Here is an 18768-nt window from a genome sequence, read left to right as displayed (position 1 = left end):
GCTAGCTGGCGGCCTGCGCGCGGGCGGCCACGACGTGCTCCGCGCTGACGCCCGCACGGCGAAGCACCTGCGCCGCAATTCCCTTCTCCACTCGCAGCAACGCGACGAGCAGATGCCCGGGGTCTACTTCGACTCGACCCTCTTCCCTCGCGTACATCATCGCAAACTCGAGCACCTTCTGCCCGCCTGAAGTCCAGGGGCGCTCGCGGTCGGGATCGAGCGGCTTCTTTCCCGAAGGTGCCAGCTCCTCAATCGCGATCCGCAGCGCGTGGATGTCGACGCCGAGTCGGCCCAGCAACAGCGCCGCGCCCTCGTCCGGCCTCCGGATCGCGCTGAGAAGCAGGTGCTCGGTGCCGATGTATTCGTGGTCGCGCGCCGCCGCTTCGAGATGGGCCGCCGAGATCACGCGGCGGGCCGCAGCACTGAAATTGTAGCCGTCCATCGTGGCACCTCGGAGTCAGCGAGTTGCCATCAAGCTATGCCGACTCCCTGACGGGGCCGTCGCACTCTCATTGCAACACGATGACAATCTCGTGCCGAACAGCACAGGCCTCACCTCACCGCGACATCTCCGCCGGAAGCGCGGTGTTGTGAAACGACACGATCTCCCACCCACTCGCCGTGCGCCGCAGCACGGCGGAAAAGAGCGCGTTGATCTTTCCGGCGAGCGGCCCGGCGGGCACGTTCAACTCGGCCTGCACGTGGGCGAGTGCGATATCACCAGCGAGCAGTCGTGCGCTCTTCACCTGATACGCCACCGTGCTCCCGGCATAGATCGACCGGAAGATCCCGTTGTGACCACCCGCGATCGCGCCGCGCCCGCGATGATGGTCCGCGCGCACGTTCACGAAGTCGGCATCTTCGGCGAACGGCACCGCAAAGGCATCGCCATCGCCAGCGTTCCAGGCACGCTGCAGGTTTGCGACAATGGCGTCGATGGCAGAACGGTCGGCGGCGTCAATCGGAGAGGTCACGGGAATCTGCGGGTAAGGGTTGCGGGGCAGAGGCCGACGCCCAGGTCGGCTTGAAGAGCTGCATGTACATTACGACGCCCACCAGCACTGCAAGGAACGCCACCATTTCCATCGCGAGCCACCATTCCCTGAAGAACGCGGTGGCGACCACCACCACGGCGAGGCCGACCACAACGATGGTAAAAGCGGTTCGCTTCGGGATCGGTTCGACCTCCGGCAGCCTGTCCGGCTTTAACATCCCGAACAGGAACATCGTCGAGATGGCGAGCATGGCGGCGCCGAGATGGATGGCGACCATCCCCGCCATCGAATCGATCCCGAAAAGTTTCCTCACCAAACTGTCGAGCGTGAAGAAGAGGCCGTAGACGACCCCGATGAGGAGCATCCCTCGGATCGAAGTCGAGGGTTTGCTGGTCATTAGAAGAGCCGGAAGAGCGGCACTACCGTCACCCCCGCAGCATCGAGACTCGCCCGGCACGACGCTACGGAGCAACTCCAGCCCACCTGCTTCCAGCTGGTGCCGGCAATCGATTCAGCCTGCCATCCCTTCCGCGTCCGGGTAATGACGAAGCCGAAGGCCGCGTCGGTCTTCTCCTCTTTCACATTCGAGACCACCCCGTTCGCATCGATCAGGGTGCGGCAATCGCCGGGGCAGACGGAGGAGAGTTCCTTCCAGCTGCACCCGGCACCGCAGCGCGCGCGCCAGCCGCTGCTCGTACGCTCCACGCTGACCTGGAAACCGTCGTGCGGCAGCGGCTGACGCGCGGCCATCAGGGAGACGGCGGCCAGTCCAACCACAGCAACCAGGAGCAGGGCACGCATGGCGGAACCTCGTGAGGGGGGAGAACGCCGATCAACGGCGGAAGACGCGACTGATTTGGAGGGACGACCCGGAGTGTCGATCACGGTACGCTCGAAGCAGGGGGGCCCGAACTACACCTGTGGCACGGATGAACGTTACTGGCTTCCGGTCCGGGGCGCTAGCGGTGCGGCGCCGCGGATCACCGGCACCCTGGTCGGTCGTTTGAGCCGCACCGACAGCTCGGTTCGCGTCCCCAGTTGCAGCCGAGGAAGAGCGCCTGTCGCCGTCGCCCAGCCTGCCGCAGAAACGCGCAGCGAATCCGGCGTGCCAGGGGTGAGTAGCGTGTAGCGGCCCTGCGCATCAGTGACGGTGCCGACTCGGACCGAAACGAGCACTACGGCGGCGCCAGCGATGACATTGCCCCGGTCGTCGCGGACGGTGCCAGTGAGGAGGGCCATCGTTTTCGGGACGGTCGGGTCAGATGAATCCGGCTCCGCCTTCCCCGCCCTCAACCCCGCCACCCACGCCGGGAGTTCCCCAATGACGGGATCCGGCCGCTGCCCGCACGGCTCCGGCACATCGGCCGAATCCACCAACTTCTCCGACGCAACATCGTGCAACTCGTAGTGGATCTCACAACCGAAATGCACCGGCTCCTGCCCGAAGGCGACGCGCCTGCCGCCATCAACAAAGCCCCACTGGAAGATCGGCAACCCGTCCCCGGTGAATCGGTGCGTCCGCCCCGCCGCGTACACCACTAGCTCGAGCGGAATGTCATAGGAGGTGCAACAGTTGGCGAAGAGTGCCGGCACCGCAACGGCAGTACTGTCGGCCGAGAGTTCCGGCGAGCCGAAAGAGGTCTGCTTCCCCCGCTTGGGGACGCGGATCGCGCGCCCCTGGCGCGACACGATCACGAGCTCGCCCCGCTGGTCGATCGTCGCCGAGCGATAGCGCACCCCGGGCGATGCCTGAGACGCAACCAGGGCCGGAGTCAGGAAGATCAGCCCTGCGAGCAAGAAGCTACCGCGCATACCCCTCGAGCCACTCGAGATCATCGCTGTCGCGACGAACCACATAGACGGTTCGCGCAGTGAATGCAGCGATGCGCATGTTCGAGGGAATCATCCTGGAACCGAGCCGCTTCCCCGTGCGATCGAAGATGTCCCACTCCGATTGCGTTGCCGTGGCGCTCTGGCTCCGACGTACCCAAACCCGGTCCTCCGGGTCGATGACGGCGTAGCCCACACGCATCACCGGCTTGGTCGCAGGATAGTTGAGCGTGAATGGCGGCCCGCGCGGCTCACGCACCTTCTTGTCCGCATCAGTAACCGCGACCGGCACAGCGGTCACCGCGGCCCCGCGAACTGTCCGTCCGTCGAGCTCGCGCCATTCTACCAAGTAGGGTGACTCCCGGATCAGCGCCAACCGCCCGCTCGGCGCGACCGCCCAGTCATCCACCGGTGCATACGGCGCCAGCTGGCGGATGGTCACCGTGTGCCCGTTGACTGTCCGCTCGAAAGGTTTCGGGTTGGCGACCAAAACGACCGCGAGACTATCGACTCGACCACTCCGGCGATCCCACCGCTGGATCGCCACCAGCCCAGAGGGTGACTCCGCAAACCCAGTCGCCTGGAAATAGATCCGCCCCTCGTGGTCGGCACCTCGCATCATCGACAGACCGTCAGGGGCGCCCGCCGGGAATGGCGTCGTCGCGACCAGCCGCCCCACCGGGTCGATGATCAGGTAGCGCCGCGCATTGAAATCGAGCAGTAAGGTCGAGTCGCCGGGTAGTCGAATCAGTTCGGAGGGACTCGCGTATTCATTTGGCCCTGCACCGGCCCGGCCGAGCTTGCGGCGATTCGTCCCCACCGCGCTGAGGAGGTACACGCCGACGTCGCTCTGGTCGGCGACGACAATCTCGCCGCCCTTGAGCTCGCGGACAGCACTGACGGAGGTGAACGACTCGGCAGACACCCATTTCGGATGATCGAGCGACAGCGCCGGCAACGACTGCGCCGACGCGAGAGGCGCGAAGAGCGCAGCTGCCGCAAGGAGGAGCGGGGCAATCCGGATCGAGTGCAAGGCGTGCTCCGACGTGGGGGAAGTCGTGCAACGGAGAGCAGAAGCTGCGGCGTGTGATCAGCTGCTCCTGCTCGACCTCGCCGTCTCCACCACGGCGTTGTATGCCGCCGCATAAGGCAGCACCCGTGCCTCGAACGCCGTCCACCGCGCACCCCGCAAACCAGTCGACGCCGGCGAATACATCCGGTAGGAACGCAACGTGGTGGGCGTGATTCCCGCGGCGCCGAGTCCGGGGATCGTGGTTTCGGTCGGCGACTGCACCACGATGAATTCGGCGTCGCCCTTCGCGATGGCGGCGCGTGCGGCGGCAATCGGATCGCCCAGCGCCGGGGCCGCGACATCATCCCACGCGCTCCGGCCGTTGAGAGCGGTCACGAGGCGCGGTCCACCGAGGACGACCGCACCGGCCGCCACACCCGCGATGAGTCCAATACGAAGTTCGGAAGCGAAGGAGCGCATAGTCTGATCTCGGCGGGCAGAGGGGAATGGGTGACCCGCTTCACGTTACCCGCTTCCCCTATCTCCCGCCAGAGGAACGCCTAAGGCGCACGGTACTGGAGCACACCCTTCGTCCCGGCGGTGATCAGCGTGCTCCCCTGCCGCCGGAAGCGATTGATCAGCGCGCTCGTCAGGTCGACCTTGCTCCAGCTGGCCCCGCCATCCGTGGTCCGAAACATCCCGGTGATGAACCCGCCGACCCAGCCGGTATTCGCGTCGAGGAAGCCGATCCCTTGCAAGCCACCGGCGGTGCCGAGCACCTGTCCCGTCGCCACGATCTGCACATTCCAGCTCTCGCCACCATCCACCGACTTCGCCACCCGGTTGGTGCCGTCGAAATTCTCGAGCGAGGCGTAGAGGATTTGTGAGGTGATGGGGAAGATCTTCCAGGCGTAACCGATCGCGCCTTCGCCCGTGAACACCGTCCGCCAGGTGACGCCACCATCGGTCGTCTTGAGAATGGTCGGCATCCCCTGACCCGCAACGGCGTTCGGCCCCATCCCGCCAATGAAGCCGGTCTGCGCGTCGAGGAAGACAACATCCACGAGCCCCTGCGCGAACGCGTTGAGGTTCTGGTACACCCAGCTATCGCCGCCATCCATCGAGCGGAAATAGTCGGTCGCATTCTGGTAGCGCCCCACGACGTGCACCGTGTTCCCCACGTGCGCGATGCCGCAGAAGCCGATCGGCGCCTTCGGCAGACTCGCGGTGATATCGACCCAGTTCGCGCCGGCATCGGTGGTGCGATAGAGCACGCCCGAGAGCGTGCCCGCAAAGCCACGACTGGTATCGAGGAAATCGAGACTCCGCAGGAAGCCGCGACCGCTGGCCTGCAGGTTCCAGGTGACCGCGCCATCGGCGGTATGCAGGATGTCACCACGATCCGAGATCAGCCAGCCGTTGAGTGAATCCGGAAACGCGATCCCCTCATACTTCGACGTGATCGGCCGGTCGAGCATCAGCGCCCATGTGCCGGCCGGCGCGGGCGGCGGTGGCGGCGGAGGTGGTGGCGGCGGTGGCGGTGGAGGTGGCGGCGGTGGCGGTGGCGGCGGGGGTGGCGGCGGTGGCGTCGTTGGCTGCGACGGCGAGCTGCAGCTCATCAGCGCCATCGTCACCGCGCCCGACAGAAGCAACATCACGAGCCCCACGAGGCTCCGCGCCCGCACACCTGATACACGCATTGTCCCCCCAGGGAGTGTCGTACTATCCGGATTGACCTCGCTCGGGGGACGGCGGTCACTTCGCGGGGCGCACGCGCACTTCCTCAGCCCCCTCCTCACAGAGTCCGCGGATACCGGCATCCTCCTCGTCGCAGCGGCTGCAGTCGAGCGTCGTCCCGAGGTGGGAAGCGCGCCCTTCCGGCGTGAGCACCCAGGTCCGCGTCATCAGCGGCGGTTCGTGCCGCACGTGCTGGCTGTGGCCACACGCCAACTCGGCGACCCAGTGCTGTTCGTGGTCCTGGTGGAAGGTCTTGATGGGCTGGTTCAACTGCTCACCTGCCGCACGAGGTGCGGCGCGCAGTCACGATTCGGTATGGCACTGGAATGATGTAGTCGGACTCGGCATTTTGTCGCCCCTCATACACTTTTCCGTGCGGAACGAGTGTGACAATCAATAGCGGGGTTCCGAGCCCGCCCTCCATCGACCACTCAAGCACCAGGCTGTCCGGCCCCCCGCGCCACGTTGCCGACTGGTAAACACTGCCCCTTGGCGGCTGGGGCTCAAGACGCAAGTGACCGAGAAGCGGCACCTCGCTCTCCTGAGCATAGAGTCGGATTCGCCGCGGCAAGGGGAACTTCAATGCCGGCGCGCGCAGTAGTGCCTCATTCGACCCGATCCACTCACCGGCCGCAAGCGAGTAGCACCCCGCTGCCGCACGCTCGCTTGGCTGGATATCGCTCGGTGCCGGGTTGCGAGCACATCCGTACAGGAGGCTCACAATCAAGAGTCGGCTCATTCGCATCATTGGGACGGCCCCAGCAGCGTCCACCGACTCGCGATCGCCTGTGGCTCGCGAACAGTACATTCGGCTCCCGAGCGAGTCGTCATGTGCGGCATCTCACCCTACCCCCGCAAAGGATTCACTCCGGTTGGCGTTCCCCGAACCAGAAGCAGAGCCCATCCGGCGCCACCACATAGAACACCTTGAAGCGGTTGCCGTCGTGCGTCTCGTAGTCGAAGTTGGCCGACACCTTGTCGAGCCCGTTCGCCTTGAACTCCTCGAACAGCAGCTCGAGTTGCGTCACGTGAAAGGCGCAGCCGTCCTGCGTAGGATCCCCGCCGTTCTCGACTATCGCCATCTGGATCCCATCTCGCTCAAGCACGGCCCGCTTCGGCGGCCCGTCGCTCTCGGACGCAACATTAAATCCGAGCACCGCCGTGTAGAACGGCAGCGCGGCCGCGACATCGGCGACGGGGAGATCCAGAGCGTCGCCCTGGTAACCGAAGGCCTTTTCGAAGGTGGGTTTCATGCTCCTACTTCACGAGGAAGGGTGGTGACAGGATCGTCGTGGCCCCCGACGATGTCCGCAGCCGAAAGGTGCCCGCAGTCGCTGGCGCCGCGAACTCGAACGAGTAGGAGCGTCCACTCGGAATCAAGATCGCTGGCAGGGGACAGACGCCATCCCCGCGCGGCACCTCAGTCCACCCTCCGGCTTCCTGACGATCGGTCGTGATTTCGCAACCGATCGCGCCAACCTCGATTCTGGCTTCGCTGTTGTTGACGAGTCTCGCTTTGGCAATTGCCCCGGAGCTGACCGGTCCGGTCACGAGGATGAACGCAACGCCTCCCTCGCTCGCGGTGGGGGTGTCGGAACAGGCAACGCTTACTGCAGCACAAATCAGCATGGCGACAAGGAAGCGACGACTCATTGGGGCTCCAGGGGAGTGGCCTTCGAAGATAGCCTCGGATTCAGGCGCTGAACCTCGCGCGGCTCGCTAACGCCGCGACGGCATCCGGGCTCGGCAGCGCAGCCAGCTGCTCCTGCACCCAGTCCACGGTGAGCCAGTCATAGCCTGGAGCACCGCCGGTCTGGCGCACGAGCGGGAGGAGAGCCTCAAGATCGGCGCGGGTGACCATTCCGATCGCACGTGCTCGCACGGTGTCACGATACCGCTCGGCGTCTTCGAAGAATTGCTCGCGGTCGACCGGAAACTCGTGGGCGTGGATCAACCTGTCGATCTGGCTACCTCGACGGAACCCGGCCCACAACGCAACAAGCGGCCCAACCAGGATGGAGCTCACGACGAACGTGAAGAGGCCAGGGAAAGCGTAGAGTCGATGGTATGTCGTACCCGGGTCGGGGAGATCATTCCGGTACGCCATGAAGAAGGCAAAGCAAAGCGCGGTCAGTGACCAGGACAAAGGAATGTAGACCCACGGATTACGCAGCCCGCGTCGCCCGCCAATCATCCCGACCCCCACCACGAGTACGATGCCCGCCGCGAACAGCATCTCGGCGATACCATTGATCTGACGCAGAAGCTGCAGCATCGCCTACCGCCGGATCCGGTACAACCTTACTTCACTCCCGCCATCTTCCTCGCGGTACCGCACGAACGCCACCCGATCGCCGCCGAATGCCGTGTTCAGGTTGCTGGCGCTGTCGGGCATCGCAAACGCCCCGACGATCTTGTCCCCTTGCCACGCCTCCCACTGGAAGCCCGTCCGCATGTAACGCTCGACCCAGACACGACCACCGTCATCAGTGGCGAGATCGCGAATGGCGGGCTTGGCAACCGGGCGTATGAATCGACCGGTGCACGTTGCGGCGGGATTTTCAGCCGACCACTCCTTGTAGTCCTTCAACCCCATCTGCCACTCCGCCTCGCTGATCGGCACCGGGGCAACGACGTGCTCCAGCACGCGGATGGTATCGCCTGATGACTTCATCACCGCCAGCTGATAGCCAACGCTGTTGATTTCCACGAGTTCGCTCTGCCCGCTCACCACGCGATGCGCCATCGGCTCTCTGAACGGCGAGCCGAATTCCGTCGTCGTTCCGCCGATGTTACAGACGACAAACCCGTTCCCGCCCGTCGGTACCTTGGGACTCCTGGTGGGAGGATTGTAGGGCAGCCAGATCGTGTCGCCTCGACCGGTCCCCGGGAACCGGGTGAAATTCTGCTGACGATTCCCCGAAGGTCCGCGCCCGCTTTGCCGCAACCAGACTTGACCATCGGCGGACGGAAAGACGGGTGTCACCCCGGCCGCCCTGCTCATCAGCGTGATCTGGCCGAGGTACTTCGCCTCGCGCGTCCAGCGCAGGATCCGCGCGTTCTCCGGGTCGAACACCATCAATTCGTCACCGAGCCAGCCGAGTGCATACGGCACCCTGAACTCGGAGGGCCCGGAGCCGACGCGGCCGATGGTGCCGAGCATCTTGCCGCCATCATCGTAGCGATAGATCACCTGCTCCTTGCGATCGACGATCAACAGCCCGCCACGCGGATCGAGCAGCACGCTGCCGATTTGCGTGAAGCCGACGCCATCGGGGGAGACGATACGGGCCAGCGGCTCAAGGCGCCAGATCGGTGGCTCGCCCGTGACCTTGATGACCGGGTAGGCGGGCTGGAGGAGGCCGAAGGCAATGATGGCGGGGAGGAGCGAGTGGCGCAGAAGATTCGCGCGGAGCGATGAGGCGGACGCAGCGAGGGACAATCGAAGCTCCGAGCAGGGGGGCTCGCGTGATGTGACGGGACAGTTCACGATACGAAAAAGAGGTCGCGCTCGCTAGGGCTGAGCTGTCGCTCCGCTCCTTCGACTGCGCACCCCTGCGGGGTGCTTCGCTCAGGATGACAACCTCTAGTCTCTAGTCTCTAGTCTCTAGTCTCTAGTCTCTAATCTCTAGTCTCTCGTCTCTCGTCTACCTGCACGCCCCCCTCGCCACACTCACACTATCACTCCGAAACGCTCCCAGCAGCCGCCCATCGCTCACGGCGACTCGCCAACTCACCCGTGGCGTCGTGATCTGGAGCGAATCGGCACCGCGCTTCACCACGGTGAACACTTCCTGATGCCCTCCCGTGTGCAGCCAGAGCGTCGGAATCAGCACCGTGTCTCGCTGCAGCAGCACCACCCTGCGCACGATTGCAGCGAGAAAGAACGGCACGTTGTCCATATATGGGAGCGTGCCGGCCGCAACAGAATCGGTCTGCACCTGTGCGCCGCGCCTGACATCGGTGACGGTGGCGGTAATGGTGCGCGGGCCGAAGGAGACCACGCTCACCTGCGCCGGCGCCTTGACGCTGTCTCCGGCGATGGGCCAGATCGCCTGGCCGAAGGCGCGGAACATTCCATCGGCGCCGAAGACGGCCTCGTAGCGGACGAAACTCCACTGGTTCGGGCCGCCCATGCCGAGCAGGCTTCCCACCAGCGAGTCACTCCGGAATTCGCCGTGCTCCACGCTGATAGTGTCGCTGCCGAAGGTTGTCACGTAGTCGATCCCGCGCGGGCATTGCTGCGCCGCCAGGTGCTTTGAAGCCACAAAGAACAACAGCACGAGGAGCCCTCGCTTCACGTGCTGCTGCTCCCCGCCTTTGGGCCGACGACATAGTGCGTCGGCTGTGCCTTGCCGGGATCGCGCAGCTGCACCGACGAATGCGTCAGGATGTCGTGGATCGCCTGATGTCGTTTCGAGAAGGACATCGAGAGGAAGGAGAAGATGCCGAGGAGCATCTTCACGAGCGTCCGCGCCACGGCCTTGGGCAGGCCGATGTTGCCGCCGGTACGATTATCGACGACGCGGAGGTTCTGGAGCTGGTGGCCGAAGGTGCCGCCGAGGAAAGCCACGGTGAGTGGCTCGTAGAGGAAGACTCCTCCCCACCAGAGCACGGCGAGAATCGGCCTAAGCGGCGACTGGGCGGAACCTGCCGGGAGAATCGCGAAGATCACCGCGCTGTAGGCGATCAGGATCAGGAGATCGATCGAGAGCGCATTGAGGCGGCGCGGGAAGGAGGCGTAGTAGCGCTCGGCCTCGGCGGGTGATACGGGACCGGGATCTGTCATGCTGATATCTAGCCTGTCCGCAAGATCGTCGCCCCGGGTTGTCATCCTGAGCGGAGCACCCCGGAGGGGTGCGAAGTCGAAGGACCTTTGGCAGACGCGACGCCTGGGGCCTCCGAAGTCGTGTAGTCCCCGAAGCTCGTGTCGCGCACCTGTGTGCTTGGTCTGCGGTCGGGGACTGGACTGGCTCGGAGGCCCCAGGCGTCGCGTGTGAGGTACTCGATGAAAAGGAAAGGCCCGGGGCGACAGAATTTCGTCGCCCCCGGCTGTCCGTCCGGTTGTTACGGCCCTATCTGATCCTGCGCATCCTCCCCCGCCGTCACCCGGGCCCGCCGGGCGACGCCGAGGAGCACCCCACCGGTCAAGGCGCCGCAGCCCACGTAGAACACGCTCGAGAGCAGCGTGCCGATGACCGTGGAAGGCGGGATCGGGATGGTGATGAACGGACGGATGGCGAGCCGCAGGAGCAGCATCAGCGCGAGGCCGCCGAAGGCGCCGGCGAGCAACGCGCGCCACGTCGTGAGGACGACGCCTTTGTCGGGCCGGGCTTGTGCCGCGATCGCAACCGAGAACAACGCGCCACCGAGCGTACCCACGATGCCAGCGAGGAGGGCGCACACGGCGATGAGCAGCACCTTCCCCGGCAACGCCCCTACAGAGAGTCGCCCCGTGGCCACGACGAGCGCCAGCCCCAGGCACGCGCCTCCCACCGCCCAGAACCCGCCCGATGCGAGACTGATGCGAACAACGGCCTTCGTCTTCGTGAGACTTGTCATTGCTTCTGAACTCCTGTCGCCACCCGATACACCCGCACCATCGGATTGTCCGTCGAATCGTGACCCACGAACGCGATTCTGTCACCAGCCACCGTCGGATCGATCCCTTCTGACGACGGCAACCCGGTCACCGTGGCCACCAGGATCCCGGTCGTCGAGAAGATATCGTATCGTGGGCCGGTGGGTGTCGCGCGCTCGACCCAGAGCCGACCGACATCGTCGATGAAGAGATGAACGAGTGGCGGCTTGGCGCTCGGTCGCGAGAACTCCCCGACATCGCACGTTGCCGTCGGCCACTCCTGTCGGAACTTCACCCAGTCGCTATTCGCTGCGGTCCACTCCGAATCGGTAATCGGCGCGAGCGGCGTGTCGCGCGAAATCACCCGGAGGGTGTCGCCGAGGGCGCCGACGATGGCGATGCGGTAGGCCGACGTGAGCGCGAGTGCGCGGATGGTGCCGCCCGCGGGGATCTGGAGGAGTGTCGCGCCAAAGGGCTGCGAGAAGTAGTTCGTCCCGCTGTCCGGGCGTACGCACCGACGTCCCTGGCTCGGCGGCTCATCGAGCGTCAGGACACGGGTTGAGGCCCTGGAGCCCGTGGCGCTGTACTGGACGAAGGTGCCGCTGAAGGCGTCGTGTCCTGGCGCGAAGAGCCACGCGGTCGGCGGCGTCCGGTAGAGCCGGATGACTTGCCCACCCGAGATCCCCGGCGCCGGCCACGACGTGACCCAGTTGCCTGCCGAGTCGAAGAGCCCGAGGCGGGCGTTGCGCGGATCGAGGAGGGCGAGACTCTTCCCCATCCACGCGATCGAATACGGATCACGGTACTCGCCCGGCCCTGCCCCCACTCGGCCGATGTTCCGGACGAAACGACCGGTGGTATCGAAGACCGAGATCGCCGACTTCCATTGGTCGACGACATACAACGCGCCATCGGGGCCAAGGAGGATCGAGCTGACCGAACCGAACTCCACCGACCCGGCACCCGCCGCGCCTACCTCATATATAGGGTGCGCCTGCCACTCGACGGTTTCGTCAGGGGAGAGCTTGGGGCTGCCGCAGGAGGCGAGTGCGAGCAGAGTCGCAACAGCGGCAATTCCCTGGCAGCGTGCCGGCACCACTACCTCACGCGCCAGGTAAAGAGCCTCGTGTTCTCAGCGTCGTCCTGCGCGAACAGCACCCACCCTGCATCTGCTGCCAGCACTCGCCAGTCCGTCGGCATCGTGCAGTCGGCCAACCGCGCTCCGGTCGGGGAGAACTGCTCCCAGCGAAAGCCACTCAGGTCATTGAGCGAGAAGGTGACTGGTGGTGTCACCGTGCCCGCGTCGTCCCCGACGAAGGTGCGCTGCACCCAAAAGTTGCCGGCGGTGCCGATCACCAGCCGGGAGAACAACGGATAGGTAGGGTTGGTGGGAACATTCTGCAGGATCCCGGAAACCATCGCCTGCCGGGAGGCCACCGGCAACTGTGAGGAGGCCAGCGTCACCAGTCGCGTCGCCATGCTCGAGCTCGTCGGAATCGGAGCGCCGATCTCGAGGTGGACCACTCGGTCCGGACCGCTGCGCAATCCGAAGAGATTGACATCGCCACTCGCGCCCGTGGCAAGTGCGAGCTGCGACGTGCCGATGCGGGCACCGATCCCGGTTTGCGTGAAGATGCCGACGTCGCTCGGCGGATCGGACAGCTTGACAGTCCGAAGAGCCAGCGCGCTGTCGGCTCCCAGCGACCGAATGTTCAGCTCCACCGCTTCTGCCTTGCCGCGGGTGCCTCGGCCCCGGATCACTTCGACGAGATCGGTGCCGAGTATGCCGTGCAGCACGGTCGCGCCCGCAAACTTGTAAGGTTGGGTTGTGGCGAGCGGACCGCTGCGAGTCGCGCGAAGGATGCGATGATTGCCGAGATCGATGACGGCGACGGAATCACCGCGGCCGGCGACCACCGCGATGGCGGCCTTGATCTCCAGCGGGCCCTCGCCTTTGCGCGCGAGGACACTCACCTGGCCAGTCTTGCGGTCGATGCGGACCAGTTCGCTCCGGGCGCGATCGATGATGGCGGCGCTGCCGTCGGAGAAGAGCGTTGCGCGTGCGTCGGGGCCGATGAACAGTTCGGTCTTGAGCGCCGGCCACGTTTCGACGCGGCCGAGTGTAGGGGCGGCTGCGTTCTTCGCGCCGGCGTGGCAGACGAGTTCCTGGGCCAGAAGCGCGGCGGGCGAGGCAGTCAGGAGAGCCGCGAGGAGCAGGCGACGAGCAGGCAAATGCATCCAGCACTCCGAGTGGGGGACTCGCACCTCACCAGCGGGATGCAATCAGACTACAGGTTCTATGGGGTTTTCGCCACTTGGAAGGCCTGCACCGCTGGTTCGCCCCACTCGTTTTCGGTGAGCCAGTGCATGGGGTCATTTCGGAGGACAATCGGCGTGTATGGCAATGGTTGCCATAGGGGTGCCATGGCCGTCGCGATCAGGCGGCCAGGTGGGTCAATCAGATCGAAGCGGACGATAGGACCGCAAGCGTGAGCGGCCCTAGTTACCCTCGGCGTGTACGCGCCTGTGAGATGCTACGGGCCGGACACCCTCATCGACGAGACGAACTCGAAGGCATCACCACGCGCTTGCAATTCGGGGTCCATCATGCCGAGCACCAACAGGCGTGCGCCAACTCTCCGGATCCATACTTGCATGCTCTCGGGGTGAATGAAGTCGGTGTCGTCCTCCACCCACGAGAAGCGCAGAATCTGCCAGCCCGCAGAATCCGCCTGGCTGCGCTCAACGGACTTGATCCGGACCCCGATTGCAGCACCAGCCCGTGCAAGCCAAGTCGACGGAGTCACGCGAGCCGAGTCAACAACGTACAAGTGAATTTGAGGTGCGATACACTGACCGTTGAACGGTGATCCGCCAACGTGCGCGACGAGTGCAGATCGAGGAACAAGCGAGTCCAGTGCGCTCTGGGATGACTGCAGTGGGCCGAAGAGGCCCCGTCCGAGCTCGCGCAGTCGTGATGGCTGAACTAGAACTCTCTCAGCTAGCGGGCCCCGATCCGAGAGTTGGCAACCCCACCGACCTGGACCGGGAGCAAAGCCGGTCACGCCCGCGGGTGGTCGGCCCATCCAAAGTGGAGGGACGGTGAAGCGTACCCCGATGTCGCTCAGGATCAGCGTGTCACCAACGAGTCGCGCCGGGCTCGCAACAGGAGCGGCAGCGATCACTTGGAAGAGGAGCACGGTGAAGGACAATGACATTCTACAGTCCCTGGTGGGGTTGACCGGGAGGCTCTCGGGAAAGGTAGACTGGTCGGTGATTGAGCGAACCTCAACGGCTCCTTCCTCGATCTCCTCGGCCATACTGCTATACCGCCCTACAACGCGACACTCCCAACCAACCCAAGACCCACCCCCTCCGTCTGCCGAACACCCCCTCCGTCACGCCGCCACCCTTTTCCGTCATCGCGACCACCCCGTCCGTCACGCCGCCACCCTCTCCCGTCACGCGACCACCCCGTCCGTCACGCCGCCACCCTCTTTCGTCACGCGATCCAACCGTTCCGTCACGCTGCCACCCTCCCTCGTCACGCGAACCACCCCGTCCGTCACGCCGCCACTCTCGTCCGTCACGCGATCTACCCCGTCCGTCACGCGATCCAGCCCCCGCGTCAAGCCGACCACCCCGCGCGCTAACAATTCCACCCCTCGCGCTAACAATTCCACCCGTTTCGTCACGCCGACCACCCCGCGCGTCACGCAACCCAGCCCCCGCGTCAAGCCGACCACCCCGTCCGTCACGCGATCCACCCGTCGCGCTAACAATTCCACCCCGCGCGCTAACAATTCCGGGCGTTCCGTCACGCGATCCACCCCGCGCGTCATCCGATCCGACCGATCCGTCATCCATCATCGGTCATCCGTCATTCTGTTCGACCCATTCGTCACCGCAACCCTGTCCATCGTTCCGGTCACTCTGTCCTTCGTCAAGGACACTCACCCCTCCACCATCCATCATCCACCATCCATCATCCTGTCCAACCATTTCGCCGCATTGCTCAATACTCACAACGACTTAGCCCCCCCGTCCGTCATCCGCGCACGCGTGGCACGACCGTCGCACTCCCTCCCGCCGTCGACGACGGTCGGGTTTTCGCCGACAGCATCCCTCTCAATTCAATGACGTGGCCACGCCCCCCGACGAGCGTGTCATCCCCCCAGGAGGATCGTATGCAAGGCAAGATTCGCAGGAAGCTGTCGATGGCGGCCCGTGCGCTCGACTTCGCGCGCACCCACGCCTCCACCGACGCCGGGTACACCACCATCGTGACTCGGCTCGAGGAGCGCGTCGCTCGCGCCGACACCCTCGCCATCCAGGAGCTCGATGGCGTCGGTGGTGAGAGTGCCGCCGTCGCCCGCCGCGCCGATCTCCGGCACACGATGCACGAGCGGCTGCTCCGCCACCTCGCCCGCGTCGCCGGCCTCGCGACCCGCGCCCACCCGGAACTCGCCGGGCAGATCGTGATGCCGCGCACCAACATCCCCAACCGCGCCTTCCTCACCGCGGCCAAGTCGATGCTCGCCGGCGCCACCGCCCGCACCGATCTCCTCCTCCCCTTCGGCCTCGGCGATACCCTCATCCCCGAGCTCACCAAGGCCATCGAACAATTCGATGCCGCGACCAGCACGGCGCACAGCGGTCGCGTCGGCCACGTTGGTGCCCGCGCCGATCTCACCGCGGTCACCGAAGAGTGTGTCGCACTGGTCGGCGTGCTCGATGGGCTGATGGCGACGCGCTACAACGGCGACGCCGAGAACCTCGCGGCGTGGGAGAGTGCTCGGAACGTGCTCGGGCCGTTTGTGAAGAAGAGCAAGGAGGAGGCGCAGGCAGTTACTCCCGCGCCGGCGCCTGGTGCGGAGAAGGCGGCGTAGTCAGCGCGCTGTCATCCTGAGCCAGCAGCCCGACCGGGCTGCGCAGTCGAAGGAGCGGAGCTCAACCTCCGCTCCTTCGCTCGTTTGCCGGCGACAATCACCGTCACTTGACACCACCGCACGACGGACCTTGGTTCACACTTCCCCCACTTCTCGCAGGGACCATTGGGCCCAACCCTCCGTCGGACTTCGCTCACGCTCAGGTCATTCGGTATCGCCACCAACTCCCGAGGCATCGGAAGCAGCCTGCTGCTGTTGATCGCGGTCGTGCTGTCCCAACCGCTCGGCGCTCAATCGATGCCGGGTCCCCGTGCACACACCGCGGCGGTCGGGCTACGCCCGCTGGCCGAAGTGAGGCAACCAACGACGCCATCGATGCCGGTGCGTCGATTCCGTAACAACGGCTGGATCATCGGCGCGGTGATTGGGGGAGCGCTCGGGGCGTATGGGGGACATCGTATCTGGCACGAAGAGGCGCCCGAGAATGCCTCTGCGGCACGAGCAATGATTGTATTTGGGCTCATTGGGGCAGGAGTTGGTGCCGTCATTGGTGGAGTCCTGGGGTCGAAGTAGCAGGTAGAGAGCTCTGCCTCCGCTGCTTCGACTCCCGTCCGGACCATCAGCGAATCGGTCGCCGCGAACCCGACGGGAATGTTTCGCGGTCAGAAGTCGGTGAACAGCACGATCACCCGCTGGAACATCCACTGGCCCTTCTCACGCCGGATAACAACATCAGCACCAGTCAGATGCGACCCCCCTGGGGTCGAATAGACGATGATCACGCGGACGGCCCATTCGCCGAGCAGTCGGCCCTTCTCGCGCTCGTCATACCCACCAAAAGGGAAATACGCCCCGCCGCTCCGAGGAATCCCGACGACAAGTGATTGTAGTTCGGTCCCCGGGCACTTGGTCTTCCGATCCGCCTCCACCGGCATCCTGGGGCAATCCGCCGCGGAGGGGATCACCCCTTCCCTGACACCGAGGCGATGAAGCACTCGTCGCCTTGCCTCGGCAAACCGGCGGGCAGTCGCGGCATCAGTAGACGCGACCAGCAACGGGTCGGTGGCATTGGAGTCACCACCGAGCGGGGGCACCGCGACCTCGAGGGAGGCGGAATCGGTGACCGCACTCTCCCACACGCGACGAACAGCGAGCTCGAACGCCACAGAATCCGGGACACCACCGTCTGGATGCGGCACGGAAACCGGGCGTGCGCCGCCGCATGCGCAGCAGAGCGCGGCGAGCACGGCAGGCGCCTCATTTCGCGCAAGAAATCGGGAACACCATTGCCATCTCACTCGTCGGCCAGCGCGGCTATTCCGCACATGCGCCAACGTAGCCCTTCGGCCGTCAGCACCGTCATCCCCACTGTCGGCAGCGCCAACAGGACGGCAAAGAGGTAGATCGACTGGAGCGGATCAGCATAGATCGGCCGGAAGCAAAGAATCGCGCCGAGCAGCAACAGATAGCCACCGGCACCGGCCACGGCCGAAGCCACCAACCGACGGAACAAGCCGACCGCGGCCCAGCGTCGAGTGAACAGCAACAGTAGCGCCAAGTGGACGGCGCCGAGGAAAAGCATCATCAGCATCGCGTCACCGCGGGAGACTGATTCGTCTCGTCGCTGATATTCCAACTCCATGGCCGTCATCGGCGTGTGCTTCGGACGCGGCTGGGCGCCGGTGTGGTCGAACCAGCTCACGGTGTAACCGGAGATGACGAATGCAGCGACGGCGACGGTGCGGTCGGCGATCATCCTCATGTTTCGTGGACCTGATCACCTGGGGGAGTGGCCTGGGAACGCTGGCTGACACTTGAGAATACTCGGGGAGACCTCAGATCAGCGCGTTCCCTCTGCGGTCCGGCCTGCGTGCCGCGCAAGCGCGGCACCACCGGGGGGGGGCCGACAGCCCGGGGCGACAAAGCTTCGCGGGCGTCGCGTCGTGGGTGCCTCGGAGCAGCCTTGGAGGCGCCGCGCACCAGCCCTAATGTCGCCAGCTCGAACCGCCGTCGGGACTCCACAAGCTGCGGAGAGGCAGCCCACGGCGTAACGCCCGAGCAGTTGGCTGCGCGACGCGAGTGTCGGGGACTACACGACTTCGGAGGCCCCAGGCGTCGCGTCACGATGCACCCGCCAAGTCACCGGTCCGGGGCGACGGAGTTTCGCGGGCGTCGCGTCGTGGGTGCCTCGGAGCAGCCTTGGAGGCGCCGCGCACCATCTCTACCGTCGCCAGCTCGAACCGCCGTCGGGACTCCACAGCTGCGGAGAGGCAGCCCACGGCGTGAGGCCCGAGCGAGTCGATCTGCGTGCTTCGTCTGCGGTCCTGCCCATCCGACTTCGGGGGCCCCAGGGCCCGCGACGAAGTCCTAGTATCACGCTCCGGCCAGGATGCGCGGGCCAGGCTCTGCACCCGGTTCTCTTCGCCAAGTCACCGGTCCGGGGCGACAGCTCCCCTCACGACAGATCTTCGCGGGCCTCGCGTCGTGGGTGCCTCGCAGCACTTGTCCTGAGCGAAGCGTGAGGAGCATTGGAGGCGCCGCGCACCAGCTCTACCGTCGCCAGCTCGAACCGCCGTCGGGACTCCACAGCTGCGAAGAGGCAGCCCACGGCGTGAGGCCCGGAGCGACGGAGGTGCGGCGCGAACAGACTCCCCGCGAATCGGAAACCGGTGCCGCGCGAGCGCGGCACCACCGGGTTTCGGCGACCCCGGGCGACGGCGGTGG

25 protein-coding genes are annotated in these 18768 nt (G+C 65.5%); 3 read left to right on the top strand and 22 right to left on the bottom strand.

Features of this window, described 5'->3' with window-relative positions:
* Position 1 precedes the first annotated feature (1 nt).
* The 20 genes from V4558_16025 to V4558_15930 form a co-directional block, all read right to left on the bottom strand.
* Positions 2-442, bottom strand: coding sequence for a Clp protease N-terminal domain-containing protein (locus tag V4558_16025; GenBank protein ID MES2307010.1), 441 nt, complete (start codon positions 440-442; stop codon positions 2-4).
* A gap of 115 nt (positions 443-557) precedes the next feature.
* Positions 558-974 (bottom strand): SgcJ/EcaC family oxidoreductase, encoded by a 417-nt coding sequence (locus V4558_16020; protein ID MES2307009.1) that lies wholly within the window; start codon positions 972-974, stop codon positions 558-560.
* Positions 958-1359: a hypothetical protein gene (locus V4558_16015; protein ID MES2307008.1), complete on the bottom strand. Its 402-nt coding sequence runs from the start codon at positions 1357-1359 to the stop codon at positions 958-960. The genes V4558_16020 and V4558_16015 overlap by 17 nt, the downstream gene beginning before the upstream one ends.
* A 32-nt stretch (positions 1360-1391) precedes the next feature.
* Positions 1392-1796, bottom strand: coding sequence for a hypothetical protein (locus V4558_16010; GenBank protein MES2307007.1), 405 nt, complete (start codon positions 1794-1796; stop codon positions 1392-1394).
* Positions 1797-1931: 135 nt separating this feature from the next.
* A complete protein-coding gene (locus V4558_16005; GenBank protein MES2307006.1) occupies positions 1932-2807 on the bottom strand; it encodes a carboxypeptidase-like regulatory domain-containing protein in 876 nt (291 codons plus the stop codon).
* Positions 2797-3858 carry a hypothetical protein gene (locus tag V4558_16000; GenBank protein MES2307005.1) on the bottom strand — a complete coding sequence of 354 codons (1062 nt, stop codon included), beginning with the start codon at positions 3856-3858 and terminating at the stop codon, positions 2797-2799. The genes V4558_16005 and V4558_16000 overlap by 11 nt, the downstream gene beginning before the upstream one ends.
* A 57-nt stretch (positions 3859-3915) precedes the next feature.
* Positions 3916-4317 (bottom strand): hypothetical protein, encoded by a 402-nt coding sequence (locus V4558_15995; protein MES2307004.1) that lies wholly within the window; start codon positions 4315-4317, stop codon positions 3916-3918.
* An 80-nt stretch (positions 4318-4397) separates the two neighbouring features.
* A complete protein-coding gene (locus V4558_15990; protein MES2307003.1) occupies positions 4398-5492 on the bottom strand; it encodes a YCF48-related protein in 1095 nt (364 codons plus the stop codon).
* A 100-nt stretch (positions 5493-5592) separates the two neighbouring features.
* Entirely contained in the window at positions 5593-5844 is a 252-nt protein-coding gene (locus tag V4558_15985) for a DUF3565 domain-containing protein (protein MES2307002.1), read from the bottom strand.
* A gap of 593 nt (positions 5845-6437) precedes the next feature.
* Positions 6438-6827, bottom strand: coding sequence for a VOC family protein (locus tag V4558_15980; protein MES2307001.1), 390 nt, complete (start codon positions 6825-6827; stop codon positions 6438-6440).
* 4 nt (positions 6828-6831) lie between these two features.
* Positions 6832-7227, bottom strand: a complete 396-nt coding sequence (locus tag V4558_15975; protein MES2307000.1) for a hypothetical protein — start codon at positions 7225-7227, stop codon at positions 6832-6834.
* 40 nt (positions 7228-7267) lie between these two features.
* The gene (locus V4558_15970) at positions 7268-7849 is read right to left on the bottom strand and encodes a hypothetical protein (GenBank protein MES2306999.1); all 582 of its coding nucleotides are present in this window, start codon (positions 7847-7849) and stop codon (positions 7268-7270) included.
* 3 nt (positions 7850-7852) lie between these two features.
* The gene (locus V4558_15965; protein MES2306998.1) at positions 7853-9016 is read right to left on the bottom strand and encodes a hypothetical protein; all 1164 of its coding nucleotides are present in this window, start codon (positions 9014-9016) and stop codon (positions 7853-7855) included.
* 205 nt (positions 9017-9221) lie between these two features.
* Positions 9222-9875: a hypothetical protein gene (locus V4558_15960; GenBank protein MES2306997.1), complete on the bottom strand. Its 654-nt coding sequence runs from the start codon at positions 9873-9875 to the stop codon at positions 9222-9224.
* The gene (locus V4558_15955; GenBank protein MES2306996.1) at positions 9872-10363 is read right to left on the bottom strand and encodes an RDD family protein; all 492 of its coding nucleotides are present in this window, start codon (positions 10361-10363) and stop codon (positions 9872-9874) included. Before V4558_15955 ends, V4558_15960 begins: the two co-directional genes overlap by 4 nt.
* 278 nt (positions 10364-10641) lie before the next feature.
* Positions 10642-11136 (bottom strand): hypothetical protein, encoded by a 495-nt coding sequence (locus V4558_15950; GenBank protein ID MES2306995.1) that lies wholly within the window; start codon positions 11134-11136, stop codon positions 10642-10644.
* The gene (locus V4558_15945) at positions 11133-12251 is read right to left on the bottom strand and encodes a 6-bladed beta-propeller (protein ID MES2306994.1); all 1119 of its coding nucleotides are present in this window, start codon (positions 12249-12251) and stop codon (positions 11133-11135) included. The genes V4558_15950 and V4558_15945 overlap by 4 nt, the downstream gene beginning before the upstream one ends.
* A 2-nt stretch (positions 12252-12253) precedes the next feature.
* Positions 12254-13393, bottom strand: a complete 1140-nt coding sequence (locus tag V4558_15940; GenBank protein ID MES2306993.1) for a hypothetical protein — start codon at positions 13391-13393, stop codon at positions 12254-12256.
* 296 nt (positions 13394-13689) lie between these two features.
* Positions 13690-13962, bottom strand: coding sequence for a hypothetical protein (locus tag V4558_15935; GenBank protein ID MES2306992.1), 273 nt, complete (start codon positions 13960-13962; stop codon positions 13690-13692).
* 654 nt (positions 13963-14616) lie between these two features.
* Positions 14617-15018: a hypothetical protein gene (locus V4558_15930; GenBank protein MES2306991.1), complete on the bottom strand. Its 402-nt coding sequence runs from the start codon at positions 15016-15018 to the stop codon at positions 14617-14619.
* Between the two features lie 324 nt (positions 15019-15342).
* Between V4558_15930 and V4558_15925 the strand changes: the two genes are divergently transcribed.
* Together V4558_15925 and V4558_15920 are read left to right on the top strand one after the other, a co-directional pair.
* A complete protein-coding gene (locus V4558_15925; GenBank protein MES2306990.1) occupies positions 15343-16044 on the top strand; it encodes a hypothetical protein in 702 nt (233 codons plus the stop codon).
* 297 nt (positions 16045-16341) lie between these two features.
* A complete protein-coding gene (locus tag V4558_15920; GenBank protein ID MES2306989.1) occupies positions 16342-16617 on the top strand; it encodes a hypothetical protein in 276 nt (91 codons plus the stop codon).
* 89 nt (positions 16618-16706) lie between these two features.
* Here the strand turns inward: V4558_15920 and V4558_15915 are convergent, their stop codons facing one another.
* Both V4558_15915 and V4558_15910 read right to left on the bottom strand, forming a co-directional pair.
* Positions 16707-17291, bottom strand: a complete 585-nt coding sequence (locus V4558_15915) for a hypothetical protein (protein MES2306988.1) — start codon at positions 17289-17291, stop codon at positions 16707-16709.
* Positions 17292-17338: 47 nt separating this feature from the next.
* On the bottom strand, positions 17339-17800 hold the full coding sequence (locus tag V4558_15910; protein MES2306987.1) for a hypothetical protein: 462 nt from the start codon (positions 17798-17800) through the stop codon (positions 17339-17341).
* A gap of 762 nt (positions 17801-18562) precedes the next feature.
* Between V4558_15910 and V4558_15905 the strand changes: the two genes are divergently transcribed.
* On the top strand, positions 18563-18768 hold a 206-nt coding region (locus tag V4558_15905; protein ID MES2306986.1), incomplete at its 3' end, for a hypothetical protein.

The organism is Gemmatimonadota bacterium, assembly GCA_040388535.1.
Classification (GTDB): domain Bacteria; phylum Gemmatimonadota; class Gemmatimonadetes; order Gemmatimonadales; family GWC2-71-9; genus Palsa-1233.
This window is presented reverse-complemented; position numbering and strand designations above follow the sequence as displayed.